At 57.3% G+C, this 25897-nt stretch carries 26 protein-coding genes; 16 read left to right on the top strand and 10 right to left on the bottom strand.

The window, feature by feature from the left end:
- The first annotated feature begins 101 nt into the window (after positions 1-101).
- Both VN577_07140 and pyrF read left to right on the top strand, forming a co-directional pair.
- Positions 102-632, top strand: a complete 531-nt coding sequence (locus VN577_07140; GenBank protein HWR14586.1) for a septal ring lytic transglycosylase RlpA family protein — start codon at positions 102-104, stop codon at positions 630-632.
- Positions 633-717: 85 nt separating this feature from the next.
- A complete protein-coding gene (gene pyrF / locus VN577_07135; protein HWR14585.1) occupies positions 718-1434 on the top strand; it encodes an orotidine-5'-phosphate decarboxylase in 717 nt (238 codons plus the stop codon).
- 6 nt (positions 1435-1440) lie between these two features.
- Here the strand turns inward: pyrF and VN577_07130 are convergent, their stop codons facing one another.
- Positions 1441-1941, bottom strand: coding sequence for a Fur family transcriptional regulator (locus VN577_07130; protein HWR14584.1), 501 nt, complete (start codon positions 1939-1941; stop codon positions 1441-1443).
- Positions 1942-2080: 139 nt separating this feature from the next.
- On the opposite strand from VN577_07130, the gene VN577_07125 reads away from it, so the two are divergent.
- Entirely contained in the window at positions 2081-4591 is a 2511-nt protein-coding gene (locus VN577_07125) for a penicillin acylase family protein (protein ID HWR14583.1), read from the top strand.
- 43 nt (positions 4592-4634) lie between these two features.
- Here VN577_07125 and VN577_07120 read toward each other — a convergent pair whose 3' ends face one another.
- Positions 4635-5777 carry a YncE family protein gene (locus VN577_07120; GenBank protein ID HWR14582.1) on the bottom strand — a complete coding sequence of 381 codons (1143 nt, stop codon included), beginning with the start codon at positions 5775-5777 and terminating at the stop codon, positions 4635-4637.
- Between the two features lie 192 nt (positions 5778-5969).
- Here VN577_07120 and VN577_07115 point away from each other — a divergent pair, with 192 nt between their 5' ends.
- The 3 genes from VN577_07115 to VN577_07105 all read left to right on the top strand — a co-directional run bounded on the left by VN577_07115 (position 5970) and on the right by VN577_07105 (position 8663).
- The gene (locus VN577_07115) at positions 5970-7838 is read left to right on the top strand and encodes a bifunctional homocysteine S-methyltransferase/methylenetetrahydrofolate reductase (protein HWR14581.1); all 1869 of its coding nucleotides are present in this window, start codon (positions 5970-5972) and stop codon (positions 7836-7838) included.
- A gap of 162 nt (positions 7839-8000) precedes the next feature.
- A complete protein-coding gene (locus tag VN577_07110; protein ID HWR14580.1) occupies positions 8001-8225 on the top strand; it encodes an exodeoxyribonuclease VII small subunit in 225 nt (74 codons plus the stop codon).
- A 69-nt stretch (positions 8226-8294) separates the two neighbouring features.
- Positions 8295-8663 (top strand): hypothetical protein, encoded by a 369-nt coding sequence (locus VN577_07105; protein ID HWR14579.1) that lies wholly within the window; start codon positions 8295-8297, stop codon positions 8661-8663.
- A 138-nt stretch (positions 8664-8801) separates the two neighbouring features.
- Here the strand turns inward: VN577_07105 and VN577_07100 are convergent, their stop codons facing one another.
- Together VN577_07100 and VN577_07095 are read right to left on the bottom strand one after the other, a co-directional pair.
- The gene (locus VN577_07100; GenBank protein ID HWR14578.1) at positions 8802-9422 is read right to left on the bottom strand and encodes a class I SAM-dependent methyltransferase; all 621 of its coding nucleotides are present in this window, start codon (positions 9420-9422) and stop codon (positions 8802-8804) included.
- A 52-nt stretch (positions 9423-9474) separates the two neighbouring features.
- The gene (locus VN577_07095) at positions 9475-9906 is read right to left on the bottom strand and encodes a nuclear transport factor 2 family protein (protein HWR14577.1); all 432 of its coding nucleotides are present in this window, start codon (positions 9904-9906) and stop codon (positions 9475-9477) included.
- 125 nt (positions 9907-10031) lie between these two features.
- Here VN577_07095 and VN577_07090 point away from each other — a divergent pair, with 125 nt between their 5' ends.
- From VN577_07090 to VN577_07060, 7 genes are all read left to right on the top strand, one after another.
- The gene (locus tag VN577_07090) at positions 10032-10424 is read left to right on the top strand and encodes a hypothetical protein (GenBank protein HWR14576.1); all 393 of its coding nucleotides are present in this window, start codon (positions 10032-10034) and stop codon (positions 10422-10424) included.
- Positions 10425-10447: 23 nt separating this feature from the next.
- On the top strand, positions 10448-11242 hold the full coding sequence (locus VN577_07085; protein HWR14575.1) for a cytochrome c oxidase subunit 3: 795 nt from the start codon (positions 10448-10450) through the stop codon (positions 11240-11242).
- A gap of 111 nt (positions 11243-11353) precedes the next feature.
- Positions 11354-14311 (top strand): excinuclease ABC subunit UvrA, encoded by a 2958-nt coding sequence (gene uvrA, locus VN577_07080; GenBank protein HWR14574.1) that lies wholly within the window; start codon positions 11354-11356, stop codon positions 14309-14311.
- A 34-nt stretch (positions 14312-14345) separates the two neighbouring features.
- Complete coding sequence (locus VN577_07075; GenBank protein ID HWR14573.1) at positions 14346-15656, top strand: tetratricopeptide repeat protein; 1311 nt, start codon at positions 14346-14348, stop codon at positions 15654-15656.
- Positions 15657-15659: 3 nt separating this feature from the next.
- Positions 15660-16079 carry a hypothetical protein gene (locus VN577_07070; protein HWR14572.1) on the top strand — a complete coding sequence of 140 codons (420 nt, stop codon included), beginning with the start codon at positions 15660-15662 and terminating at the stop codon, positions 16077-16079.
- A complete protein-coding gene (locus VN577_07065; GenBank protein ID HWR14571.1) occupies positions 16076-16606 on the top strand; it encodes a hypothetical protein in 531 nt (176 codons plus the stop codon). The genes VN577_07070 and VN577_07065 overlap by 4 nt, the downstream gene beginning before the upstream one ends.
- A gap of 105 nt (positions 16607-16711) precedes the next feature.
- Entirely contained in the window at positions 16712-17335 is a 624-nt protein-coding gene (locus tag VN577_07060; protein ID HWR14570.1) for a hypothetical protein, read from the top strand.
- Here VN577_07060 and VN577_07055 read toward each other — a convergent pair.
- From VN577_07055 to VN577_07035, 5 genes are all read right to left on the bottom strand, one after another.
- Entirely contained in the window at positions 17332-18315 is a 984-nt protein-coding gene (locus VN577_07055) for a GNAT family N-acetyltransferase (GenBank protein ID HWR14569.1), read from the bottom strand. The two genes, VN577_07060 and VN577_07055, sit on opposite strands and share 4 nt — an antisense overlap.
- A gap of 80 nt (positions 18316-18395) precedes the next feature.
- A complete protein-coding gene (locus VN577_07050; GenBank protein HWR14568.1) occupies positions 18396-19004 on the bottom strand; it encodes a hypothetical protein in 609 nt (202 codons plus the stop codon).
- 120 nt (positions 19005-19124) lie between these two features.
- Positions 19125-20483 (bottom strand): inositol-3-phosphate synthase, encoded by a 1359-nt coding sequence (locus tag VN577_07045; protein ID HWR14567.1) that lies wholly within the window; start codon positions 20481-20483, stop codon positions 19125-19127.
- Between the two features lie 157 nt (positions 20484-20640).
- Positions 20641-21597, bottom strand: a complete 957-nt coding sequence (locus tag VN577_07040) for a response regulator (protein ID HWR14566.1) — start codon at positions 21595-21597, stop codon at positions 20641-20643.
- 144 nt (positions 21598-21741) lie between these two features.
- Positions 21742-22050: a hypothetical protein gene (locus tag VN577_07035; GenBank protein HWR14565.1), complete on the bottom strand. Its 309-nt coding sequence runs from the start codon at positions 22048-22050 to the stop codon at positions 21742-21744.
- 219 nt (positions 22051-22269) lie between these two features.
- Here VN577_07035 and VN577_07030 point away from each other — a divergent pair, with 219 nt between their 5' ends.
- Genes VN577_07030 through VN577_07020 form a run of 3 tightly spaced genes read left to right on the top strand, consistent with a single transcriptional unit; the run spans position 22270 to position 25157 of the window.
- Complete coding sequence (locus tag VN577_07030) at positions 22270-23676, top strand: GAF domain-containing protein (GenBank protein ID HWR14564.1); 1407 nt, start codon at positions 22270-22272, stop codon at positions 23674-23676.
- Between the two features lie 37 nt (positions 23677-23713).
- Positions 23714-24562, top strand: coding sequence for an SDR family oxidoreductase (locus VN577_07025; GenBank protein HWR14563.1), 849 nt, complete (start codon positions 23714-23716; stop codon positions 24560-24562).
- Between the two features lie 10 nt (positions 24563-24572).
- Positions 24573-25157 (top strand): nuclear transport factor 2 family protein, encoded by a 585-nt coding sequence (locus tag VN577_07020; GenBank protein ID HWR14562.1) that lies wholly within the window; start codon positions 24573-24575, stop codon positions 25155-25157.
- Between the two features lie 20 nt (positions 25158-25177).
- Here the strand turns inward: VN577_07020 and VN577_07015 are convergent, their stop codons facing one another.
- Positions 25178-25831, bottom strand: a complete 654-nt coding sequence (locus tag VN577_07015; GenBank protein HWR14561.1) for a DedA family protein — start codon at positions 25829-25831, stop codon at positions 25178-25180.
- Positions 25832-25897: the final 66 nt, after the last annotated feature.

Below are 25897 nucleotides of genomic sequence, written 5' to 3'. Positions count from 1 at the left end.
TTGGTGCTCCAGAAATGCTCTATTGACAGCAAGTCCATGAGCTACCTAGACTTACACGATACGACGCCTTGGGAGGGTCTATAGATGACGCGAGGTGTTTGATGCGACAAGTACTAGCCAACATACTGGTTGGACTGTTCACGACAACCAGCCTGCTGGCGGCACAGCCGCCAAATACCCCCGGCACAGCTAGTGTGAAGTACACGCTAGCTCGACCCGAGAAAGGAACAGGTAACAACAATTCGGCGAAGACGAAGAGTGTGGCTCTTCGTCACAAGCGGAGCTCGAAGCCATTTCAGGTGGGTAAAGCCAGTTGGTATGGCAAGAGTTTCCACGGAAAGACCACAGCCAGCGGTGAACCGTACGATATGTTCCAGTTCACGGCTGCCCACAGGCAGCTACCGCTGGGGACTCTGGTGAAAGTCACCAACCTGCAGAATGGCAGGTCGGTGGTAGTAAGGGTCAATGACCGCGGTCCGGTTCCGCGCTCCAGGATTATCGATTTGTCCTATGGTGCGGCTCGGATGCTTGGGATACCAGGCAAAGGTATCGAACCCGTACGGCTGGATATAGTGCAACCAACGACTATAGCGGCCAACAGACAGAGTCAAAACTTGGCAGGAATGCCTTAACCAGCAAACCTGCTTTGGTGATCCGATCCGATCCCAAATCCTGACCCGCCCTGGCGTCGTGGGCCATTGAGCTATCCTGTACGTGATGGAAGCTCTCAAGGATCGGTTAATCATCGCGCTGGATGTAGCCCGCGCCTCGGAAGCACAGAAGATCGTCACCGAGATCGGGGACTCAGCCAGTACTTATAAAGTCGGTAAGCAACTGTTTACGGCCGAAGGACCCCAAGTCGTACGCGACTTGGTGGCCTCCGGCCGTAAGGTCTTTCTGGACCTGAAATTCCACGACATCCCAAATACCGTCGCCGGAGCTGTTTCAAGCGCCGCCACACTCGGCGTGTCGATGTTGACCGTGCACGCTTCCGGGGGCTCGAAGATGCTGCGAGCTGCGGCTGAGGCGGCGGCTTCGTCGGCTGCCAAACCGCTGGTGCTCGCGGTCACGGTGCTGACTTCGCTTAATGACGCCGATCTTCAAGAGCTCGGGCTGCCGGTTGGGGTTGCCGACCAGGTGTTGCGGCTGGCTGGTATTGCGCGAAATGCCGGTTGTACCGGAATAGTGGCTTCGGCGCACGAAGCCACTTCCATACGGAGGAACCTCGGTGAGGGCTTTGCGATTGTGACGCCGGGAGTGCGGTTCGCTGGGGGCGAGGTCGGAGATCAAGCGCGGGTGGTCACGCCAGGGGAGGCCATCAAGGCGGGGGCGACGCATTTAGTGATGGGAAGACCGATCACTGGCGACAAAAATCCAAAAGCAGCAGCCGAGCGCGCTTTGCAGGAAATCAGTTCCGCGATTCGTAGAGACTGAGGACGGCTAGACGATCCGGCGACGGCTCGCCTTTTTCTGGCATTCGTCGCAGACGCCGTAGATCTGGAAGCTGTGGCGCGTGGTGAGGTAGTGATATTTCTTGCCGATTTCGTGCTCGATCTTCTCGAGTTCCGGGGTAAAAAACTCAACTGAGCTGCCGCATTCCGTACAAACCATGTGGTTATGGCCGCGACGGTTGTACTGGTGCTCGTAGCGGGAAATTCCGTCGTGGAAGGCGACCTCGCTGGCCAGTCCGCACTCGGTAAACAGCTTCAGGGTGCGGTAGACGGTCGTAAAGCCAATCTTCGGGTCTTTTTTTCTGACCTGGCGATAAAGTTCGTCGGTGGAGAGATGGTCGCGCTGTTCGAGGAAGGTCTTAAGTATGACGTCGCGCTGGCCAGTGTGTTTCAACCCGACCCGCTTCAGATGCTGATGGAAAATGTCCGTCGCTTCGCGGAGCATCTCGCGCGAGATAGATGGCTGGTCATCGATTCGCTTTGGCAGCATATCCGGCGACGTGGTCCCTCAATCAGAATATCACCCCGTAACTGGATAGCCTCAAGGTTTTTTGGCACGCAGAGGGACACGTAAATCCGCAATTCACTTGATTGTTCATCCACAGGCTGCCCGCCTAAAATGCGGCTACATGTCTTCTCCGGTCTTGTCTCCAAACATGAAAGAACGTCGTTCGCTGTCCTTCCGGATTCTGCGCGTTGTGCTCGCGCTTGTGGGTCTCATGGTTGCCGTTTCCTGTTTCTTCGGACTCTGGTTGTATCAAGCGACGAGGGCGTCTCTGCCTCAACTGGACGGCACGATGAACGTACCGGGATTAAGCGCACCGGTGAAGGTGGTCCGCGACAGCCACGGCGTGCCGCACATTTCGGCTGCTGGTCTGCCGGACTTGTTCTTTGCCCAGGGATACGTAACGGCACAGGACAGGCTGTGGCAGATGGACATGTCGCGAAGGGCGGCCGCAGGAGAACTCAGCGAGATTCTGTCGCCACGGTTGTTTGGCGAAGGCGTGCTCCGCTTGGACAAAGCGCAGCGCATCCTCGGCATGCGAGCGGTGGCCGAACAGGCAGCGAATGCGTTGAGCGGCGAGGAGAAGAGCTATCTCGAAGCGTATGCGCGAGGCGTAAACGCCTATATCGATGCGAACCGGAATTCCCTGCCCTCGGAGTTCCGCCTCCTCCGATACGAGCCTCGGCCGTGGACGCCGACGGATACCTTCCTGATCGGCGCGGAGATGGCGCAACAGTTGCAGTTCTACCTCGTGCAACACATGTGGTTGCGCGAGAAAGTGCTTTCGCACGTGGGTCCGCAACTAGCGGCAGACCTCTATCCGAGTCGATCGTGGCGAGACCGGCCGCCCACAGTAGCTTTGCCGAGTTTCGAGGAAAATCCGGAAATGCCGGAGGTGCAGCAGGAAGGCTCGCGCAAGCAACGTCGGAAACAGCGCGCCTCGCTGGAATGGCTGCTGCCCGAGTGGCTCAGCGCCAGGGTCGAACAAATGGACAATCCGCTGCTGGTGCCGGGATCGAACAACTGGGCGGTTTCCGGCCAGCACACCGTAACGGGAAAACCGCTGCTGTCGAATGACATGCACCTCGGCCATCAGGTACCGAGCGTGTGGTATGAATCGCACCTGACGGCGCCGGGGTACGACGTTGCCGGCGTCACTTTTGCCGGCGTGCCCTTCATCGTGGTTGGACACAATCAGCGGATTGGATGGGGATTCACGAATGTTGGTCCGCTGACTTACGACCTCTACATTGAGACCTTCAACAACAATGGCCAGTATCAGACGCCGTCCGGCTGGCAGACGCCTCAGAAGCGAACCGAAGTGATTCAAGTCCGGGGCGGAAATAGCGTCACCGTCGAGGTTCCAATTACCCGACACGGGCCGGTGGTTTCGGAGATTTTTCCCGGCGAAAGGAGAAAGCTTGCGCTTCGCTGGACGCTGTTCGAGCCGGGGACATTAAGTCTTCCCTTCTTTGAATTGAACCGCGCACAGAACTGGGACGAGTTCAAGAAGGCCATTTCAAGCTTTGGCGTTCCCTCCCAGAACGCGGTTTATGCCGATGTCGACGGACATATCGGCTACATCACAACGGGCAAAGTGCCGACGCGAGCCGTTCCTTCGGAGGGGATCCCGGTGAACGGCGCGGACGACGCGCATGAATGGACAGGCTACATCCCGTTCGAGCAGATGCCGAGTGTGTTTGATCCTCCGTCGGGCATCATCGCGACAGCAAACGGACGCATCACGCCCGATGACTACCCGCATCAGCTTGGGATGGAGTGGGTTTCGGGAGAGCGCACGCAACGCATTTACCGCGTTTTGCAGGCGGACAAGAAATTCACATCGGAAGACATGCTGAAGCTTCAGACTGACATTGCTTCGGCCTTCGATCTTTACCTGGCACAACGGCTGGCGTATGCGGCCGATCACGACAAAAAGGCGTCGGAGAAAGCACGGAAAGCCGCGGACATCCTGCGTGCATGGAATGGGCAGGTGACTCAAGACGCTCCTGCGCCCGCCATTATCGCCACCTCGCAGCGCGAACTGATTCGCATGATGCTCGAGCCGAAGCTGGGAGGCTCTCCGGAAAAGACGCCTCCCGGTTCCGCACTCGTGGGCTGGCGTATGTATCGCTGGGAAATGCAGAACGTATGGCTGGAAAACACCATCAGTCGTGAGAACCGCGCGTGGCTGCCCTCGAAGTACGAGTCTTTCGACGATCTTCTGGCTGCGGCATTGGAAACGGCTGTCAACGGCAAGAACGCGCCGAGGGACATTTCAAAATGGAAGTGGGGCGAGTTCGTGGCTCTGAAGCTGAAGCACCCGCTGTTCGGGCGCATCCCGGTGTTCCAGAGATGGGCCGGGCCCGGACATGCACCACAATCGGGAAATGGCAACACCGTGAAGCAGGTGGGGAAAGACTTCGGACCGTCACAGCGACTCACCGTGGATTTCGCTCAACTAGACGACACGAACCTGAACATTACGACCGGGCAGTCGGGAAATATCTTTAGTCCTTATTTTATGGACCACTGGACGGCATGGTACAAGGGCACGACGTTCCGTCTTCCCTTCTCGACCGGAGCCGTGGAAAGCAACAAGACACACATCCTCGAACTCGCTCCCGCAAAATGAAAAGGGCACGCTGTACGGCGTGCCCTTTTCAGATTCCTGCGTTCTAGTCGATCTGCTTTATGTAGGCAGCGAATCCGACGATGTCGATCTGGCTCGAGGTCCTTGGCGCGTCGGTCGTGGTATCGAAAATAATCAGTTCGCCTCCGATCGTTACGTAGGCAAGATTTCGTCCAATGATTGGCAGCACCGAAGTGACCGTGCCAGGTGCACGGGTCGTCGGGATGGTTGCCGTGGTTCCGTTGAAGATGGAAAGACAACCAGCTTCGCCGTTCAAAGTGCAGTTACGCGAACCGATGTAGAGCTTGTTGCCGTCCGCCATTGCCATCACAGTGTGGTATCCGTTGGCGATGCTGACCCCCTGCTGGGAACGAGTCATGCTGCCCACGTCCACGACGTCCAACTGTCCAACATTGCTCGGCGAGCCTGCGACATAAAGCTTGCTGCCATCGAGCAGGCCGACGGTCGCACCATTCACCGGAACGGTGGCGCCCAACGAATTGTCGGACATGTTCATGACAGTCACGCTGGCGGTCGCTCCGCCGCACTCGGCGCCACAGTTAAGGATGTAAGCTTTCGAGTCGTCGGTCGAGAAGATGGCATTCACCGGACGCGAAAGCTTGCTGGGATCAGATATCGGCGTCGCAGTCTTGTTCGTAACATCGATGACGTACACCGAATCCGAATCATCCGCGAAAGCCAGGACCTTCGTGCCGGCGCGGTTCAAGGCAACGGTCTTCGCCTGCGGCAAGGAGATGGTGGAAGTCACGGCCTTGTCCGTCAGGTTCAACACCAAGACGGCTCCGTTCGGCTGGTTCGTCACCGTGGCATTGCGCGAAGCCAGCACGGCCGTCTTGTTGTCGGATAGAACTGCGACGCTTTCGGTGGGGGCGGACGTACTAATCGTCCCGGCCGAATCTTCCGCGGAGTTGCTGATGATGTGAAGCGTTCCGCCGGTATTCGAGTAGACCAAGGTCAGCGACTTGTCCGGAGATACCACCATGCCGGTTCCATTGGTGATGGTTGAAATCGGCTGCGGCCAGAAAAAGTCATTTTCGGCGTTCATGATGAGGATGGTGCCGTAGAACGAGTTCATCACGAACAAACGCTTGCTGAAATTGCTGACCTTACGCGTGTTGGAATCGCTGTTAGACGAGCCTCCGCAGCCCGACATGGATAACAGTGCCATGGCTGCTAGAAGTAACGAGGCAAGACGAAGGTATCTCACTGGAAACAAATGCATGAAGTTATCGAAAGTATTGCTGAAAGTTGCGATTATAACAAAGCGAAGTACCCGTCCCGCGTAACCGATGGTACCCGCGGGCACTAGCCCTTCCCAAACATATCGTTTACTGTTCTAAAAGAGTGGGATTCTTCTCTCATGCCAACTGATTTTCGAACTCGACTGCAACAAGGCCCCATCCTTTGCGACGGAGCCATGGGAACCCTGCTGTACTCCAAGGGTGTTTTCATCAATCGCTGCTACGACGAACTGAACGTCTCGCAGCCCGACCTTATTCGCCAGGTCCACCAGGAATACTTGCAGGCCGGCGCCGAGGTCATAGAGACAAACACCTTCGGAGCCAATTCGTTTCGGTTGGCAAGGTTCAGCGCCGCTGACCGCGTACGCGAAATCAACATCTCCGGGGTGAAACTGGCGCGCGAGGCGGCCAAAAGCTTCGACGGCTATGTCGCAGGGTCTGTGGGACCGCTCGGCACTCGCATCGAGCCGCTCGGTAAGGTTTCGCTTGAGGAAGCCTACACGGCGTTCAAAGAACAGATCGACGCGTTGGTCGAAGGTGGAGTGGGCCTTATCATCCTGGAAACCTTCGGGTACCTGGAAGAACTGCGCCAGGCCATTCGCGCCGCTAGAGACGTAAGTCCGACGATCCCCATTGTTGCGCAAGTAACGATCGACGAAGACGGAAACTGTTTGGACGGCTCGACCCCTGAGATCTTCGCAGAAAAAATGCTGGGATGGGGCGTCGACGTCATCGGCTGCAACTGTAGCGTCGGCCCTGCGCCCATGCTCGACACGATGGAGAAGGTCCGCGCGGTAGTGGGCGACGCGATCCCGCTGGCGGCACAGCCCAACGCCGGGATGCCACGCTCCGTCGAAGGCCGAAACATTTACTTGTGCTCTCCGGAGTACATGGCGAGCTACGCAAAGAAGTTTTCGGCAGCCGGAGTAAAGCTGATCGGTGGGTGCTGCGGCACGACGCCCGATCACATTCGCTCGATGAAGTCGGCCCTCCGAGTCGGGGAAGCCCGTACGTCGTCTTTCCAGGTGGCAAAGCCCACAGCCACCACGAAGGTGATCGAGCCCAAGCCTTTGGCGCAGCGTTCAGGGCTTGGCGCGAAGCTTGCCGCCGGCCAGTTCGCGACCATGGTGGAAATCGTTCCCCCGAAGGGAACGGACATCACGAAAGAAATTGAGGGCTCGCGCTACCTGAAGTCAGTGGGCGTGGACGCGATCAACATCCCGGACAGCCCCCGCGCATCGGCACGCATGTCGAACCATGTGCTATCGATCCTGACCCAGCAGCAGGTTGGCATTGAGTGCGTGCTGCATTACACATGTCGCGACCGTAACGTGTTGAGCATACAGTCTGACCTGCTGGGTGCATCGGCGATTGGGATCCATAACCTGATATGCATTACGGGTGACCCGCCGAAGCTCGGCAACTATCCCGATGCGACTGCTGTCTTCGATGTGGATTCGATCGGACTGGTGAATATCGTCCGGAACCTTAACCACGGGCTGGATGTGGGCGGCAACCCGATCGGCACGAACACTTGCTTCGTAATCGGCGTCGGTGCCAACCCGGGCGCTCCGAACATCGACGAAGAACTTCGTCGCTTCGAGTACAAGGTGGAAGCCGGAGCGGAATACGTCGTAACGCAGCCTGTGTTCGATATCGAATTGCTCGAGAAGTTTCTCAAACGAATCGAGCATGTCCGCATCCCGGTGATTGCCGGCATCTGGCCGCTGACCAGCGTTCGCAACGCAGAGTTCATGAAGAACGAGCTTCGCGTAAGCGTGCCCGACGAAATCATCACCCGCATGGGACGGGCGTCGAGTGCGGAAGAAGCGCGTGCCGAGGGCGTGGCCATTGCTCGCGAAATGCTGGAAGCCTTACGCGACGTGGTGCAGGGAGCGCAGATAAGCGCTCCTTTCGGAAAATACAGCGCCGCCGTGGACGTTCTCGAAGTGCTGGGAACGACCGGCAAAGCAACAACCGCGAAGTAGAAAAAATCTACACTGCCCGGGGTGACTCCTTCCCCGGGCATTCCATTTCCCTTTCGGCCAATGCCCTTCCGTACAGCTTACGAGGAATTTACGTTCTAAGGTGATTTCCACACACACCATCAATTGTGAACTGCGGTAGAATCTGCGACAGGGGTTAACGCTTTGCCTAAGTTCGAAGATTGCCTGCAAAGGCTCGAAAAGATCGTCGACGAACTCGAGCGGGGGGATATCGCTCTCGAACACGCCCTCAAACTGTTCGAAGAAGGAGTGCAGCTTTCCGACAATTGCCGTAAGGAGTTGGAGGAAGCTGAAGGCAAAGTAGAGATTCTTCTAAAGCAGAACGGCAAGCTGCAAGCCGAGCCGTTCGAAGCTACGACCACAAAGTAAGTAGCACCGTCCTGCTGCGGTCCGAAGCCGCGGCGATGCATTAACGACTTTAGCGAAGGGAGATCCCCAATGTTATCCCTGAACGTTGTACTCGCCCAACATGACGCGAATGCCGCATCCACCCTGGCAAATAATCTTCGCGGTCAATGCCGTGCCGTAACGCTGACGGAAAAAGCCCAACTCCGCCAGGCGATCATGAGATCCCGCGCAAACGTAGCAGTCCTGGATCTCGAGATGTTTTCACTGCCGGAAGTCGAGCAACTTTGTCACGAGTTCAGTAACGTTTCCGTCGTGTGTACGCATCGGTTAGCCGATGAGAACATCTGGACCTCGGCTATGAATGCCGGCGCGGCCGATTGCTGCCTGCCATCGGATGTGAACGGAATCTTGTTTGCGGTTCGCCGTTATGCGGCGCTGGCGCGTAGCACCGCCGCCTAGCGGCGCATTTTTAAGTCTTCCCTAAGTAAAGAGCCCATTCCGGGCTAACTGTTTAGTTCAGTTCTCAAACAATGCATCGCCTGAAAAATGAGAAAGCGCGCCCAAAAAGAGCGCGCCTTCACGGATTTCTCTCTGCCTCTACTTCGGCTTGATCGCCACTAGTTCCGCGACAGCCTTCTCTGTAATCGATTCGTGGTAGAAAAGCGTCCTCAGCCCCGGGAAGCCGTGCAACAATTCGTTCTGTCGCAGTAGATGCACCGGATTCTTCGGCCCGCTTTCGAACTCCGCCTGCTCGGCCGTGTAGGTTTTGTAAATCAACAATCCACCGGGCTTCAGGGCCGCTTCCAGATAGCTGAACAGATCGCGTTGCAAGTAGTAAAAGACGAGGATCAGGTCGTACTTCTTGCGATCGGGGCTCCAGGTATTCAGGTCGCGCACAAGGAAGTCGATGCCGACGCCACGCTCGTCGGCTTTCTTCTGGGCGTTCTGAAAGGCGACCTCAGAGATGTCTACCACCGTGACCTTCCAGCGGAGTTCGGCGAGCCAGATGGCGTGACGGCCGGGTCCGCCGGCGACGTCCAGCGCTACTCCACCTTTCGGGAACAACGGCTGAACGTACTGTTCGTACGACTTCAACAGGAACGTGTCGGGTTCGAAATATAAGCTTGGGTTCTCGAGATAACGGCGGTCCCAAGCCTCTCGCTGGTTAGGATCGAACTCCCACAGGTGCGACGAGGACGTTTTCGCTTCCGTAGTCATGATCGCTTATCGTAACGTGCCCAGCCGAATTTGACCACGTTGCGGCGACGTTTCACTTTGTGTGCACGGCCGCACTTGCCACGCACTGCCACTTGCCCTTGATCTGCACCCATGTGTCGGTAAAGCGGCCATGCGCCTCATAGGGCTTTCCGGATCTGGTTCCCTTCACGTGATAAGCGCCGGCCACCACTCCCGTGTTGCCGTACATGAACACCGACACGTCGTCGGTCGTGAAGCTCGCGAACTTCATCGACGGGTCCTTGATCGATTTCAGGAACTGAGCCTTGTTCTCGACGGAACCATCCCATTCGGTGTTGATGAAGGTGTCGGCCAGCAAGACTTCGAGCGTCTTTGTGTCATGCTCCCGCTGCGCGGCATTCCACGCGTTTTCCATGGCGATCAGCTTGCTTTCGGTATCGCTTCTAGACTGAGCCACGGCCATCACGCACAGCAAGAGAAAACAACCCAGGGCGAATTTCTTCATAGTTGCCCTCCCAGGACCCTGAGTTTGCTGTCACCAGTGGTGCAAGTCAATTGTCTGGCTATGTACATCGGTGTCGCCACGATTGTCACTTGTGGCAACGGCCCTGCTGCCGGAATCTATCCCTCATGTCGCGAATGTTTGGCTTGGTTGGACTGCTCGTGGTGCTCGCGGTTGGCGCCTACATCTACAAGCAACAGATCCAGGGGACATCGGCTCCCGGCGGCGCCACGGCGAATCCGCGTGCGACCATCGACGTGACCGGCGTGCGCAACGATCTGATCAACATTGCCCAGGCCGAGCGAGGCTATTTTGCGCTGAACGGGAAGTATGCATCGCTCGACGAACTCATCGCCAACCACGACGTCGTTATGAAGTCCCCCACACGCGGACCATACAGCTACAGTTCGGAAATCAGCGATGAAGGGTTTCGCATTACCGCCAGCTACTCCGGCCCCGATCAGCAAGGTGTGCCGAAAACATTGTGGATCGACCAGACAATGCAGATTTCCTCCGAATAGCCGACGACCAGCCGGGATGTAAAATGCTGACAGGCAGTCGTGGGGACTGCATCCAACCGTTCAGCATGGCGACTCTGAATCCATCCGTACATTCGCCGAGAACATCGTTCGGCAGGGGTCCTGGCGGACCCAACAACGATCCTCCGTTTGGCGGCGGTGGCGGTGGCGGACAGGGAGACTCTTCTCCGGATTACGGCGAGCAACTGCGCAAGTATCGCCTCGGGATGGGCGTAGCACTGGTTGCGATCTTCATGCTCTTCCTGTCGTTCACCATCGCATTCGTGATTCGGCAGGTGGTGGGATCATGGAACGTAGAGACGCAGTCGTATGTTCATGACTGGGTTCCGGTCACGTTGCCCTTACGCCTCTTGCTGCTTAACACCGCCCTGCTGTTGGTCAGCAGCTTCACCCTGGAAAAATCTCGGAGACAGGCATTCCAGCGTGCCGCAGTGTCGGCAGTTGCCGGAATTCCGGGCGTAACGGTTCGGGAAGAACGATCGATGCCGTGGCTAGGAATTACGCTGGCGCTCGGTTTTGCGTTTGTGGCCGGGCAGTTTCTAGCCTGGCGGGAGCTGATGAGCCGCGGGTTCTACATTTCGGGCAATCCGAATAGCTCATTCTTCTACGTGCTCACGGGAATGCACGCCATTCACCTGGTGGGAGGACTGATCGCCCTGCTTTATGGGGCTTTATTCGTTCATTCCCGCCTGCGAGGCCTCGAACGCCGTCGCGTGGTCCTCGACGTAACCGCCTGGTACTGGCATTCCATGTCGGTGCTGTGGGTGTACATCTTCGCCCTTCTCATCCTCGTCCGTTAATCCGACGGGACTCGCCGCTCCCTTCCCCGGCTCGATATAATAGAAGATTCCGCAGCACCGTCTGGGACCGCCAGTGTGGGTATCCACCGGATTGGGCTGCGTTTTCCCCTGATGTCACAAGAAAGCATCATCGTTCGCGGTGCTCGGACCCACAACCTTAAGAATGTGGACTTCGAGATCCCTCACAACCACCTGACCGTCGTGACCGGCGTCTCTGGATCGGGCAAGTCTTCCCTCGCCTTCGACACCATCTATGCCGAAGGACAGCGTCGGTATGTCGAGTCGCTGTCGGCGTACGCGCGGCAATTTCTGGAGCGGATCGAAAAGCCGGATGCGGACCTGATCGATGGGATTGCGCCGGCCGTGGCAATCCGCCAGAAGAACACGACCCGCAACCCGCGCTCGACCGTCGCCACCGCCACGGAAATCTACGACTACCTCCGCCTGCTTTATGCGCGTGTGGGCAAAACGTATTGCGCGAACTGTGGCGGGCTGGTGAAGAAGGACACCATCGACGAAGTCGCCGACGCCGTGCTTGCCCTGGGCGAGGGCACCCGGGTCCAGGTCTTGTTTCCGTTGCGGACCGCCGTACCGGCGGAACCGGAGAAGAAGCCCAAGGGGCGCAAGAAGAAAGCTGCCGGCAAGGAAGCTGCAAACGAACTGCTGAAGGAGCGGCTCTTTGAGTTGCGCAAGCGTGGCTTCAACCGCTTGTACCAGGACGCACAGATATTCGAGTTTTCGACGCCGGAGTCGTTGCTCGATATCGATTTCTCGAAACCCGTCGAGATCCTTGTGGACCGACTTTCGCTGTCGGCCGACTCGCGCTCGCGGCTGGTGGACTCGACCGAAATCTGTTTCCGCGAAGCCGGCGAAGTCATCTTCGAAACCGCACCGTCAGACGGCGAGCCTCAGCGATTCCGGTATTCGCAAAGATTCGAATGCAAGAAGTGCCACATCCGCTACGAGGAACCGGAGCCGCGACTGTTCTCGTTCAACAACCCATACGGGGCTTGTCCGCGCTGCCAGGGATTTGGCAACACGATCGACTTTGACCTGGACCTGGTCATTCCCGACAAATCGCTGACACTGGCGCAAGGTGCCGTGGAGCCGTGGACGAAGCCGAAGTATCGTCCCTTGTTCAATGAATTGAAGCGGTACGCGAAATCGGCGGGGATCCCACTGGACGTGCCCTGGTCGGATATGGACCGGAAGCATCAGGACGTGGTCATCAACGGCGACGGAAAATTCTGGGGCGTGCGCGGTTTCTTCGAGCATCTGGAACGCAAGAAGTACAAGCTGCACGTACGGGTGTTTCTCAGCCGTTACCGCGGATATTCCGTCTGCGGCGCCTGCGGTGGAGGTCGTCTGCGCACCGATGCGCGGCAGGTCAAAGTCAGCGGACGCGACATCTGCCAGGTCACATCCATGACCGTCGAGGAAGCGACAGCGTTTTTCGCCGGGTTGGAACTATCTCGCGAGGAAAACGATATCGCCGGGAAGTTGCTGGACGAAGTTCGTGACCGCCTGCGGTTCCTCGATGAAGTTGGGCTGGAATACATCTCGCTGGACCGCCTGTCTTCGACCCTGTCCGGAGGCGAAGCGCAGAGGATTCAATTGGCGACCTCGCTCGGCTCAAGACTTGTGGGCACTCTTTATGTGTTGGATGAGCCGTCGATTGGGCTGCACAGTCGTGATACGAATCGGCTGATCAAGATCCTGCATGACCTTCGCGACCTCGGTAACACCATCCTGGTTGTCGAACACGATCCGGAGATCATGAAGGCCTCTGACTACATCCTCGACCTTGGGCCGGGAGCGGGCGAGAACGGTGGAAAGATCATCGCGGCGGGTACGTATGCCGAGATCCGCAAAACGCCGGGATCGCTGACCGGCAAGTATCTGGCCGACGAACTTCGGATTCAGCTCCCCCCGCATCGTCGCAAGCCGACGAAAGAGAAGCTCAGCCTGAAGCGGGCGCGTGCGCATAATCTGAAAGACATCGACGTCACCATTCCGCTCGGCATGTTGGTGGCAATCACCGGTGTGAGTGGATCGGGAAAATCGACGCTGGTACATGATGTCCTCTACCAGGCACTGGCTTCGGCGTTGAAGCAGACGAACGGCACGGGTCCGGCTGCCGGCTACCTGTCGAAACTCGATGGAGTGCAGTACCTGGACGAAGTCATCCTGGTTGACCAGTCCCCCATTGGACGGACACCGCGCTCGAATCCGGTGACCTACATCAAGGCCTTCGACGCGATCCGGGATTTGTTTGCTTCCCTTCCTGACTCGCAGAAGCGTGGTTTCTCCGCCGGACACTTCTCTTTCAACATCCCCGGCGGCCGTTGCGAGACCTGCCAGGGCGATGGCACCGTCACGGTCGAGATGCAGTTCCTGGCCGACGTAGAACTGGTCTGCGAGGAGTGCAAAGGCACTCGTTACAAGCCGCAGGTTTTGACGGTTCGCTACAAGGGGAAGAACATCCACGAAGTGCTGAACCTGACGGTGCGTGAGGCGCTCCACTTCTTCTCCGGGATTCCCAAGATTGTCGATCGTTTAAAGGTGCTGGACGAGGTCGGGCTTGGATACCTGAGGTTGGGACAATCCGCGACCACATTGTCTGGGGGCGAAGCCCAGCGTATGAAGCTGGCGGCTCACCTCCAGCCCAAACGGGACATCGTGGTGCAACAGGAACAGGGAGAGGACGAAGAGCACCACAAGCAGAAGAAACGCCGGTCTCGAGTCCTCTATATCTTTGACGAGCCGACCACGGGATTACACTTCGACGACGTTTCGAAGCTGCTTTCTTCCTTCCGTCGACTCATCGATACCGGAGGTTCCATTCTGGTGATCGAGCACAACCTCGACGTGATTAAGGCCGCCGACTGGGTCATCGATCTCGGTCCCGAAGGCGGCGAGCGCGGTGGCAAAGTAGTGGTAACCGGAACACCGGAGGATGTCGCGGGTTGTAAACACTCGTACACCGGACAGTGGCTTTCCCGCATCCTACTGGGAGGCGGGAACTCTCCTTCCGATGACCGTTGCTCGAACGACGTGCTGGCTTCATGACCGTGGTTTGAGAGACACTTAACTCAGGATGACATTGCGCTATTCCCTGTACTTGCTGATCCTTGCCTTGGTTGTCGGCGAAAGCCCCGCCTTCGCACAGCAGTCAGGTAAGACCGTGCGCAAGCATCGGCAGGAAGTCGAAGATCCGGTCTTTACCCCCGCTTTAAGACAGGCCGAGGCCGCCATGGACCGGAAAGATTATCCGGCAGCGGAAAAGGACCTGCTCACGGTCGTCGACAAGAATCCGCAGAACTATCGTGCCTGGTTTGACCTGGGCTTCATCTACAACGAAACCGGGCGAACGCCGCAAGCCATTGAGGCATATCGGAAATCCACCGAGGCTAACCCGCAGATATTCGAGTCAACGCTGAACTTGGGAATCTTGCTCGCCCGAAGCAACTCGCCGGATGCGGAGAAATACCTTCTCGCTGCGACCAAGCTGAAGCCCAGCGGCAAGGCCGAGGAAGGCTGGTATCGCGCATGGCTCTCGCTCGGTGAAGTGCTGCGCGACAAGAAGCCCACCGAGGCAATTGAAGCCTTTCAAAATGCCGGAAAGCTGAAACCGACTGACGCGGAACCGCACCTCTCCGCGGGCCTGCTGCTGGAACAGCAACAGCGTTTCGCCGATGCGGCCCTTGAATATCGCCGCGCCTCCGAACTGGACCCGAATTCCACCGAAGCATGGGCTGGCATGGTCAACGCTTACAGCAAACTCGGCCAGTTCGCCGAAGCGGAACAGCCGTTGAGGAAATACATCAGCCTGAATCCGAACAATGCCACGGCTCACGTGCAGCTTGGACGATTGCTGTTGGCACAAAAGAAATCAGACGAAGCGGCAGCGGAATTCGAAAAGGGCCTGCAAGCCAAACCCGGCGACCTGGAAGCTCAGAAAGAGATCATCGGCATCTACATTGGGCAAAAGCTCTATAAGAACGCCGAGCCGCATCTGGCATCGGCTCTCAGGGCAAACCCGAACGATCCTCAGCTTCACCACTGGTACGGGCTGGCGATGCTGGGCCAGAAACGCCCAGCCGAAGCGCAAGCCGCGTTGCTGAATGCCGCGAAGTTGAACCCGCGGTCCGGAGAGATTTACGCCGATCTTGCCATCGCGGCATCCGAGAACAAGAATTATCCGCTGATTATCCAGGCGCTGGACGCACGCGCGAAGTTTCTCCCGGAGCTGCCGGCAACGTATTATCTACGCGCAACTGCGTACGATCACCTGCGGGCTCCGAAAGAGGCGATCGCGAACTACAAGCAATTCCTGGCGGCGGCGGACGGAAAGTTTCCCAACGAAGAATGGAAGGCGCGGCAACGGATTCTGGCCATCGAACCCAAGAAGTAGAAGATGAAGAAATTTCTCCTGGCACTGTTTCTCGGCACTACGATCATCGCGCTCGCGAAAGAGGAGACGATCGAGCAGTTGAAGGCCAAGGCGGAGGCTGCAGAACCGAAGAAGCGCCCCGACCTCTACAGCGAACTCTCGCGCCGTCAACTTGAGGCTGCCGACCAAGTTTATGGGTCAGATGTTGACAGGGCCCGCAAGATGGTCGAAGAATCTTTGCGCTCCAGCGAGATCGCGGCGCAGTCCGCCATTGATACCGGCAAGGACCTGAAGAAGGTCGAGATTCGTCTTCGTAAGATCTCAGACCGCATGGCAGAACTCAGCCGCTCGTGGGCGTTCGACGATCGCCAGCCTCTGAAAACTGGAGAAGAACGCATCGACGCGCTTCGGACAAAGCTGCTCGAAAGGATGTTTCGCAAATGAAGATCCGGCCCAGGTTTGTTCTCGCATTTCTTTGTATGTCTCTGATCGTTGCTTCGGCATGGGCGCAGCACCGCGACCCGCTTACCGACAAGGAATCTGACGACTTGCGCGAGGTCGCCCAGGAACCCTTGAAGCGCATGAAGCTTCTGGTGAAGTATGCGACGGAGCGTCTGGACACCATCGAGCGCGTACAGACCGAGCCCAAGTCCGGCGATCGGGGCAAGAAAATGCACGACGCCCTTGAGGATTTCCGTTCCATCGTGGACGAACTCGACGACAACGTAGATGACTACAGCAGCAAGAGTTCGGACCTCCGCAAAGCGCTGAACGAGGTCGTTACCGCCGAAACCCAGTTCGTGTCGCGTTTGCAGGGAATCAAGAGCGTTGCAGAAGATCCCAAAAATGCGGACATCTACAAGCTTTATAGCTTCGCATTGCAGGACGCAATCGAGGCGGTGAGCCTCAGCCTCGACGATGCAAAGAAAACCCTCGAAGAGCAGAACGCAGCGCTAAGCAAGAAGAAGTAGGCTCGACGTTGAGTTCGCCCGCACTTCTGCTAATCTGATTTCGTGACCTCGGGGCCTGTCCTGATTTTCCAGAGAGCCTATCGTGAACTTCGGCCGCGTGCTGCGATGCCGGAGATCGAGGTCCGCTTCTTCCCTTTCGCCAACATCAACAATACAGTGCGGCTCAGAGACAGCAAGCTGCTCTTCCGCATCTCCGACCTGCTGGAATCCGCGCCGGAGAACGTCCTGCACGCGATTGCGCACATCCTCATCGCGAAGATCTACCGGAAAGACATTCATCCTCAACACGCGACGCGTTATCGCCGCTACATCAGCAGCCGGGCGATTACCGACAAGGCACACCTGCTTCGCCAGATGCGCGGCAGAAAGAAAATCGAAGATCCCGCCGGAAACGTGTATGACCTGAACGAGATCTTCGACGAACTGAATGCCCGATTTTTCTTCGGGCTGCTGGCGCGTCCGCAGATGTCATGGAGCCAATCGAGCGCTCGAAACATGCTCGGACACTACGATCCGGCTCACAACGCAATCGTCATCAGCCGCGTCTTCGACCATCTGCGAATTCCCCGCTACGTGACCGAGTACATCGTCTATCACGAGATGCTTCATCTGAAGCATCCCGTAAAGCTTCGCGGAAGTCGCCGCTGCGTTCATCCGAAAGATTTTCAGGAAGAAGAAAAACTGTTTCCGCACCTCGAAGACGCGAAAAACTTTCTGAAGCGGCTCTAAGCGGCGCTTGGCACTTCTGTCGCCGTAGCCGGCTGCCCGAGCAATGCGACCCGCGATGCCGAGGCTTGCACCCAGTACATGGGAACCACAGATGTCGCCAGTCGTGTCTTGTACCCGTGCTCTCCCGTCATGTAGTCGCATTCGAGCCCTTCGGCTAACGAGCGCCGCGTGACCTCAAACACCAGGCACATGCCCGGCGAATATTTCGCCCAAGACATATCGAAGTAGATGGTGTAGAAGCGCCGGACATTCCGGTCCACAAATGTCACTAGCGCGGAGACGAGCGTTCCCGCAGATTCCATGGTGAATATCTCACACCGGCTTGCAGGCTCGGCACAGACTTCCACCATGAACTGCTGCCGCAATGGATCGGAGAAGAGGTTGTCGCCCGACCCGGGAGGTTGCTCCGCTTTGTGTTGATAGATTTCGCGCACGAGTTGCGAATTCGTGCCGGGATGGACTCGAAAGGTCGCACCCATCTTCTCCAACTTGCGGAACCATCGTCCGAGCCGACTGTGTTCGGAAGCAAACTGATCGTTTGAAATTTGCGCCGGCGAAACGCGTGGCGCTCCGTAAAACGGGCTGGTCTCGAAGCCGCGCCAAAAGCCGAAATTGGCGTCGCTCCTCAGCGCTCCGGCCGAGAAATCAAGCCCCTTTTCGGCGGCGCACTCCCAGGCGTCAAGCAACGCTTGCTCGTCACCTGCTACGAGAACATCGCGATAGTCAAACAGCGATTCGCCCAGCAGGGTCAACTGGCCGGTCCGCTGTGCCACCGCACACGGCAGCAAAGCTGCTCCGTTATCATTTTCGCAGTAGATAACCTCTGGATGTTCCCGTTCCGCAAACAGGCGCGCGGCAGCAATATTCCAGGCGAACGACTGGAACAACGTCGTACACGGGTTCAGTTCGTCCAGCTCTTCCCAGCGATCCCGAAGCCGCAACATCTCCGCGGCACTGCGCGCAACAACAGTCCGTCGCAATCCCCAGTCTCCTCACTCCACCTGGGGTTAGACGCGTTCCGGTGCTCAGCAGATGTCACGGTACAAGTGGGACACCTTCTCTAGTAATTCGAGCCGCCAAACGTGTATCCGATCGACACTCCGGACCTAACCACGCGCCCGCTGCTAAATTCCTCGTTATTGCGAACCGTGTACACCCGGACTTCTGGCCTGATGAACCAGTTTCCGCCAGTGGGGTAAAACTTCAACCCGCCGCCGAAGACGCCCATGAAGTGATTGCTGCTGACGTAATTCGTGCAACCGCCGAAATAGCTGCAGTTGTAGTAATTCGTGTAGAAGCGGACGCTTTCCGCGCCGATTCCGGCCAGAGCTTCAACTCCGAAGTACTTCCCAAACTTGGGCGCGTAGACACCGTAAAAGTCGTAATAAAACGGGCGATATGGTTGATATCCCTGATACAGATTCTGGCTGGCGCGCCAGGCAACTTCGCCTCCCACGCCAAAGTTCTTCTTAATAAGAAAATCGCCGCTGAAATTGATGTACGAGCCGCCCCCAATGGTGGGTGCGTAATACGTCCCTGAATTCATGACGGCCTGCGATGGCCCCGGCGACATCGTGGTGCTGACGCCAATCGCCACGTTGCCCTCCTGCGCCATTGCCGCAACCGCCGCAAGACAGATGAGTAGCATCACTACGCAGAATTGTTTCAATCTTTCCTCCCAATCCATTGCCGCCGCTGTTTAGACGCATCCTCCGTTTCGGATGCTGCTAACTCTAGCCTACAAAAGAAAAACCCCTGCGTGTGGCAGGGGTTTCGGAAAAGGTAATCGTTAGTCGTAATACTCCAGTCCGAGGTGGGTAATCAGTTCCTCGCCCTTCAGGTGACGCAGCGTGTTCTTCAGTTTCATTAACTGGATGAACAGGTCGTGTTCCGGATACAGTCCCGGCACCGTCATCGGCGACTTGAAGTAGAAGCTCAACCATTCCTGGATACCGATTCCACGCAGCGTGGAGGTGCGTTGCGCCAGGTCCATGAACAGGACCAGGTCGAGAACGATCGGCGCCGCAAGGATCGAGTCGCGGCAGAGGAAGTCCACCTTGATCTGCATCGGATAGCCGAGCCATCCGAAGATGTCGATGTTGTCCCAGCCTTCCTTGTTGTCACCACGCGGCGGGTAATAATTGATCTTCACCTTGTGCGTGATGTTGCCGTAAAGCTGCGGATAAAGCTCCGGTTGCAGAATGTACTCGAGCACCGACAGCTTTGATTCTTCCTTTGTCTTGAAGGAACCCGGATCTTCCAGCACTTCGCCATCACGGTTGCCGAGGATGTTCGTCGAGAACCATCCGTTCATTCCGAGCAAGCGTGCCTTGAAGCCCGGCGCCAGGATGGTTTTCATCAGCGTCTGGCCGGTCTTGTAGTCCTTGCCGCAGATGGGCGTCTCGTTCGCGCGTGACAGTTCGAGCATCGCCGGAATGTCGGTCGAAAGGTTCGGCGCGCCGTTCGCGTAGGGCACCTGCTCTTTCAGGCAGGCATACGCGTACATCATCGAGGGCGCAATGTTCGGATCGCTCTTCTGCAGTGCCTTCTCGAACTTCGCCAGCGAGGAGTGGATCTCCATCGGCTTGATGAACGATTCGGTCGAACCACACCACACGGCCACCATGCGGTCGCACTTGTTGGCGCGGCGGAACTTGCGGATGTCGTCACGCAGTTGTTCCGCGAGGTCCATCTTGTTCTTGCCCTTCTTCTTGTTCGGGCCGTCGATCAGCTTCACGTAATTGTGATCGAACACGGCCTTCATCGGCTTAATGCCTTTCAGGAAAGGCTTGATCTGCTCGAGGAGCCGATAGTCGAGCACGCCCGCATTCGTGGCGGATTCGTACATGTTGTCTTCGAAGATGTCCCAGCCACCAAACACGAGGTCGTTTAGCTTCGCGAGGGGCACGAACTCATTGATCTTCGGCGAACGCGCGTCTGTACGCTTGCCAAGACGAATGGTACCCATCTGCGTCAGCGATCCAATGGGCTCTGCAATCTTTTTGCGAACGGCTTCAACACCAGCGACAAACGTCGTAGCAACGGCGCCCATGCCAGGCAGCAAAACGCCAAGTTTGCCCTTTGCGGGCGCAATCTCAGTTCCCTGGGAGGAAGCCTTCGAGCGGCCGAGGTTATCCCGATTTGCCATCAACTATTCCTATCAGTGCAGGATTGGTATTACAAACTGACTATGTTCTCGTATTGAGAGCGGAATTGCAATGCACTTGTACCATAATGCGAGAATGCGCATTGTGACGCATCGCACTGACATTGAACTTGTTCTTTGTGAATGACTGCCGGGATATCTAGTGGGGGAGATCCATTGGCACAAGCACGTCGCACAAATCGCTGATCGCCTGCCGGTTTTCAGCGCCGATGTCCACAAACTGGATTCCGTAATGATCGATCTTGCGATGGCGCACCATTGCGTAGAGTTTGAGCGGATGCGGCGCCGTCGGCAATGAGAACTCGATGTTGATGATTTCGCCGGCTGCGAGTTCTCCACCCGCTACCTGTACCCCCATGCCTCCTTCGCCAAGGTCAACCGAGGTGCCGATCATCTGCACGCTCACGCCGCTGCGAAGGACGCGGACAGCTACAGGCACAACCACTTTGTAGCGTTGGATGGTTCGCGTGATCGGCCATTTGATGGTGTGACCCGGGCCGATCAACTGCTCGATGGCGGCTATCAATTTGTTCTGGTTCTCGCCTTTATGCAGGAAAGTGTCCGCCAACTCGACGACTCGTTCCGGTACCTGCGAAGGAAAAGCGGAAACAACCAGAATCTTGGTGTCCGGTTGTGTCCGCTTGATCTGATCGATGAACGTGACATCGTTAACGCCGGGGAAGGGCTGGTCCACCATGACAGCCTGGAAGTGGACTTTGTTCATTTGATCAAATGCTTCCTGCGCAGTAGCCGCGGTGTGCGGCTCGTAACCAAAAGCCTGTAACAGCGGAACGCGCCGCTCGAGTTCGAAGTCCTGATCGTCGATGTACAGAATCGATTTCCTGGTCTGACGACCGATCTGGATGCAACGGACGCCAATCTGTCCTTCGCGGTCGCTTCCCTTTTCGCCAATCCACACAACTTCGAAGCGGCCCTGGTTGTCGCCGTTTTGAATGCCCAGGATCGATCCCGTGGAAACCGGGTGCGAAAGACCCTTCAGCCTTGCGCCCATGGGAGAGATGTCCAATGTCTGGACCTGCTCCATGAACATGTGCCCGTTGCCGTCTGATCCCCATACCAGGGCCGTCAGACGCAAGCGGGTCCGCTCCTCGGTTCGATAGGACATTCACCGGGATGTTAGGGCTTCCCGGTATCTTGCTCAAATTACGGGGGTAACGTACGGGCATAAGGCCGTCCCGCTAGGGGACGGCTTGGGCCGGAAGAGGTCAATTTCGCCGATTTACGGCCAGTTGGTGCGCGGTTTCGGCGTGAGGTCGGGCGCCGGTATGTTGATGGATCCGGCCGATGCAGCCGCGGCTTGCGCCATCACGTTCTCAAATTCCGCAGGCGTATAGGGCTTGGCTTTGGAAGCAGCTTCAGGGGTGAACTTCGCGCCCGAGGTGGCAGGCTCCTGCTCGGGAACGGCACTACCAGCCTCCGCAACGATGGGCAGCACCACGCGCAGAGCTTCGATTTCTTTCTCTAATTTCTTGATTTCCAGTTCTTTTGTGCGGAGAAGGGCCCGCAAAGACTCGTAAACAGAATTCATTGTTCAGCCTCGGCTTTGAGGCGGAATATACCACATCAGAGTTCCTCCTCCTGTTGAAAACTTTTGCGCTTCTTGCTTGAACTGGATTTTCATTTCACCAATAATGGTGCATCTCCTAGGAACAGGCTGCGATCGTCGTTGGCCGACAAGTACAACTCGAACAAGGATTTGCATCGCATCCGCTCGCGGACGGCGGTTCCTGCGCCCCACGAGTGGGACATGCTTCAGGCATTCCTTGGCTTTGCCTACACCATCCAGCAGGAATTCCATAAATTGCGGCGTGATACCGCCGCAATGATCCAATCGCTCGCCCCTGAGCAGTTTGCGGCCAGCGTGCAACGAGGATTCCCAGCCGCGTTACAACGCATTGTTGCCGGAGCGCAAACCCTGACAGAGGCTACCGGAGCGGCCATCGCATTAGGCAATGAACAGTCGATGGTCTGCGTAGCGCGCAGTGGCAACTCCGCCCCGAACCTTGGGTCCCGCTTCAATGCCCTCTCCGGCTTGAGCGGCGAATGCATACGTACTCGCGAGAGCGTTATCTGCATGAACGCCGCGGCAGATCCTCGCGTCGATTACACCGCGTGCACCGCACTTGGCGTGAAGTCCATGCTGTACCTGCCGTTGCTCTCCGATGGCAAACTGATTGGCATTCTGGCCGTATTCTCGCCGCGCGCGCAGCACTTCTCTCACCGCGACATCGGAACTCTGCGTTGGACACAGGCTCTAATCGCCGAATCGCTCCAGCACAATTCGCGCATGCAGGTTGGCGCTGGGTCCTTGATTCCAGCCGCTCCACACCGTGAGGCGGAAACAGTCGAGCAGTTTCAGTCTCCTGAAACGGTTGCCGCTGCGGTCCCGATACCGCCGGTTACGCCTGCCGAGGTTTCTGACCGACCGAAACCGACCTTTGTTGGCACCATTGTGGACGAGTCCGTCGCTGAGTTCGAGGAGCCTTCTTCGAAGGCCGATTCGAGTGGCGAAAATCGTCTTCCGGTCCTTATCGCGATCGTGATAATCCTGATGTTCCTGGCGGGAATCGGGTTCATGTCCATTAACCGCCTGTCGTCTGCGAAAGCGCCAGCCCCGGCTTCCATCATGAATGCGGCTGCGCCCGCTTCCGAGCCTGTTGCTACCCCTGCGGAGGAATCGCTTTTAAAGCCGGTCAGCACGGAAGAGGTTAAGCCGAGCGCAAATCTGCCGCAGGCAGTCCATCTCGCTGCCAGCCCTTCCCTGGTGGTACTCAGCATCGATCTTCCCCGACGCGTGGCATATGAGGGTTTCTCCATCAACGGACCGAACCGCGTCTACTTTGATTTGTACGGGGTAAATCTCGTTGGTGCAGAAGGGGCATCGGTTCCCACCTCCGGCGGCCTGGTCTCCCGCATTCGCATTTCGGCCTACAAGCCCGGGATCACTCGCATCGTCTTCGATCTCAGCAACCGCGCTTCTTTTGGCGTGAAGGTTGCAGAAGCCACCAACTCGCTCTCGATCGAACTGCGCGAGAAGACCGCCAGCGACGAAGATGCCATCTCTCCGCGTCCCGGTGAAGTCGTGAAGATCACCAGCGCCGGCCGCACCATTCTGCGCGTGCCCGGAGACACCGCACCCGACGTATCCCGCTAGGGGCTACAATAGCTGCCCAATCAGGGAACCACGAATCATGAACAACAGAGTTGCTGTCATCACCGGCACCTCCAGCGGCATTGGCCTGCTGAGCACCGTGGAACTCGCCAGAAACGGCTTCCGCGTCGTCGCAACTATGCGCAATCTGGAGAGGCGTACCGCTCTCGATCAGGCGCTTGCCTCGGCAGGGGTTGCGGCGAACGTCGATATCCGCCAGTTGGATGTCACCAAGCCCGAGTCAATTTCAGCGTGCATCGGGTCGGTGGTTCGCGATCATGGCCGCATCGACCTGCTGGTCAACAACGCCGGATTCCCTCTCGCAGGATTTGCCGAAGACGTCCAGCTCGAAGAATTACGCGAACAATTCGAAACTAATTTCTTCGGACACGTTTCAGTTACTAGGGCGGCACTTCCTACGATGCGCACGCAGAAATCCGGCCAGATCATCATGATCTCCTCGATTGCAGGACGTGCCGGACAGCCGTCCCTGAGTTCCTACTGCTCCTCAAAATATGCGCTGGAAGGCTGGACGGAATCGCTGCGCATGGAAATTCGCAGTGTAGGAATCAAAGTCAGTCTCATCGAACCCGGTGCCTATGACACCGATATCTGGCTGAAGAACGCAAAACTCGCCCGGGGAGCATTCGATAATTCATCTCCCAACATCGAACGCGCCCGCAGATTTCGTGATTTTGTCACCAGCGGGAAAATCAGGAAGGGTGATCCCCGCAAAGTAGCTCAACTCGTCGTTCGTGTGGCAAACGACCCCCACCCGAAAGTCCGCTACGTCATCGGCCACGACGCCCATCTGCAGGTATGGTTGAAGCGTCTAACTCCTTTTCGCGTGTACGAAAAGCTCATCACCAAAGCGATCAAGATTGACTAAGGAGACCGCATTGCGCCGCATACTGTATTCGCTCATATTGCTCGCCATCTTCGTTCCCCTTGCGACAGCCCAGCGCAAAGCTCCGGCCCACCGTAGCACCGCGCCAAGCGCCACCCAAAAGCAGCAATTTGCCGAGGACCAGGAGGCCATCAATGACCTCCACTCCCGCGACATCGAAGCTTCCATTGCGCTCGACGCCGACCGCCTACAATCCCTCTGGACCGACGACGTCGTCATGATCCACCCCGGCGAACCGCCTATCGTCGGCAGAGACGCCAACATGAAAAAGCTCCAGCAACACATCGATGAGATGAAGAGCACGGAAATGCTGGCCTACGACGAACAGTTCCAGGAGGTGCACATCATCGCGGACACAGCGTATGAGTGGGGCGTGATCACCGGACGCACCCGTCCCTTTTCAGGCGGCGAAGAACATCCCTTCCGCTACAACGTCATGCGTATCCTGAAGCGGCAGCCCGACGGCTCTTGGAAGATCGCGCGCTCCATCTACAACGACGCTGTACCCCCGCCCGAACTAAAGAAGGACGAAGCGAAGGACCAGCCCACCGAGCAGAAAAAATCGCTAAAGGACTAACTCAGAACGCAAGCGACCCGTTAATCGACAGGCTCTGCGCTGGCGGTTCCCTTGATCCGATGCTGCCAGCGCGACCACACGAACCACACCGCACCAAGAACGATAATCCCAAGGATTACCGCGTCGAAACGGTGGAACCACGCCTTCAGTCGGGGATCGCTATTCCACTGCTCGCCGAGTTTCATTCCGACCCACGCCAGCCCAAAGCACCACGGCCACGAGCCGACAAACGTGAACACGTGGAAACGCAACTGCTTCATGCGCGCGATGCCCGCCGGCAGTGCGATGAACGTTCTCACCACCGGTAGCAAGCGGCTGATGAACACGGCCCAGTCGCCATACTTCTCGAAGAAACGGTCGGCCCAGTGCAGCTCTTTTTCGCTCAGCAGAATGTAGCGCCCGTACTTTTCAACCAGCGGACGCCCGCCGTAGTAGCCGAGGTAGTACGCGAACACCGATCCAACATTGCACCCGATTGCACCCGCTGTTGCGACCCAGAACAGGTCGAAGCGCCCGGTGTAAACCAGGTAGCCGGAAAACGGCATGATGATCTCCGACGGCAGCGGGATACACGCTGACTCGATCGCCATCAGGATCATCACTCCGAAATAGCCGCTCGAAGAAATGACGGCAATAATGAAGCCGCTAAGTACTTCAATGATTTTCGCTATCATCTACTTACCTTGGAATGCTTCTCGACCCAGCATGTCGCCTTGGAGCAGTAAGATCCTGGGTTCTGA

It is taken from the genome of Terriglobales bacterium (assembly GCA_035561515.1).
GTDB lineage: Bacteria > Acidobacteriota > Terriglobia > Terriglobales > Acidobacteriaceae > DATMXP01.
This window is presented reverse-complemented; position numbering and strand designations above follow the sequence as displayed.

Excerpts from the sequence above, each read along its gene's own strand:
- VN577_07105 (HWR14579.1), top strand. The coding sequence starts at position 8,295 with ATGTTATCCCTGAACGTTGTACTCGCCCAACATGACGCGAATGCCGCA.
- VN577_07120 (HWR14582.1), bottom strand. The coding sequence starts at position 5,777 with ATGGCACTGTTATCCATGTCGGGCTGCGGAGGCTCGTCTAACAGCGAT.
- VN577_07045 (HWR14567.1), bottom strand. The coding sequence starts at position 20,483 with ATGGCAAATCGGGATAACCTCGGCCGCTCGAAGGCTTCCTCCCAGGGA.
- VN577_07065 (HWR14571.1), top strand. The coding sequence starts at position 16,076 with ATGAAGATCCGGCCCAGGTTTGTTCTCGCATTTCTTTGTATGTCTCTG.
- VN577_07130 (HWR14584.1), bottom strand. The coding sequence starts at position 1,941 with ATGCTGCCAAAGCGAATCGATGACCAGCCATCTATCTCGCGCGAGATG.
- VN577_07115 (HWR14581.1), top strand. The coding sequence starts at position 5,970 with ATGCCAACTGATTTTCGAACTCGACTGCAACAAGGCCCCATCCTTTGC.
- VN577_07085 (HWR14575.1), top strand. The coding sequence starts at position 10,448 with ATGCTGACAGGCAGTCGTGGGGACTGCATCCAACCGTTCAGCATGGCG.
- uvrA (HWR14574.1), top strand. The coding sequence starts at position 11,354 with ATGTCACAAGAAAGCATCATCGTTCGCGGTGCTCGGACCCACAACCTT.
- VN577_07025 (HWR14563.1), top strand. The coding sequence starts at position 23,714 with ATGAACAACAGAGTTGCTGTCATCACCGGCACCTCCAGCGGCATTGGC.
- VN577_07095 (HWR14577.1), bottom strand. The coding sequence starts at position 9,906 with ATGAAGAAATTCGCCCTGGGTTGTTTTCTCTTGCTGTGCGTGATGGCC.
- VN577_07140 (HWR14586.1), top strand. The coding sequence starts at position 102 with ATGCGACAAGTACTAGCCAACATACTGGTTGGACTGTTCACGACAACC.
- VN577_07060 (HWR14570.1), top strand. The coding sequence starts at position 16,712 with ATGCCGGAGATCGAGGTCCGCTTCTTCCCTTTCGCCAACATCAACAAT.
- VN577_07070 (HWR14572.1), top strand. The coding sequence starts at position 15,660 with ATGAAGAAATTTCTCCTGGCACTGTTTCTCGGCACTACGATCATCGCG.
- VN577_07100 (HWR14578.1), bottom strand. The coding sequence starts at position 9,422 with ATGACTACGGAAGCGAAAACGTCCTCGTCGCACCTGTGGGAGTTCGAT.
- VN577_07035 (HWR14565.1), bottom strand. The coding sequence starts at position 22,050 with ATGAATTCTGTTTACGAGTCTTTGCGGGCCCTTCTCCGCACAAAAGAA.
- VN577_07090 (HWR14576.1), top strand. The coding sequence starts at position 10,032 with ATGTCGCGAATGTTTGGCTTGGTTGGACTGCTCGTGGTGCTCGCGGTT.
- VN577_07015 (HWR14561.1), bottom strand. The coding sequence starts at position 25,831 with ATGATAGCGAAAATCATTGAAGTACTTAGCGGCTTCATTATTGCCGTC.
- VN577_07030 (HWR14564.1), top strand. The coding sequence starts at position 22,270 with ATGCTTCAGGCATTCCTTGGCTTTGCCTACACCATCCAGCAGGAATTC.
- VN577_07125 (HWR14583.1), top strand. The coding sequence starts at position 2,081 with ATGTCTTCTCCGGTCTTGTCTCCAAACATGAAAGAACGTCGTTCGCTG.
- pyrF (HWR14585.1), top strand. The coding sequence starts at position 718 with ATGGAAGCTCTCAAGGATCGGTTAATCATCGCGCTGGATGTAGCCCGC.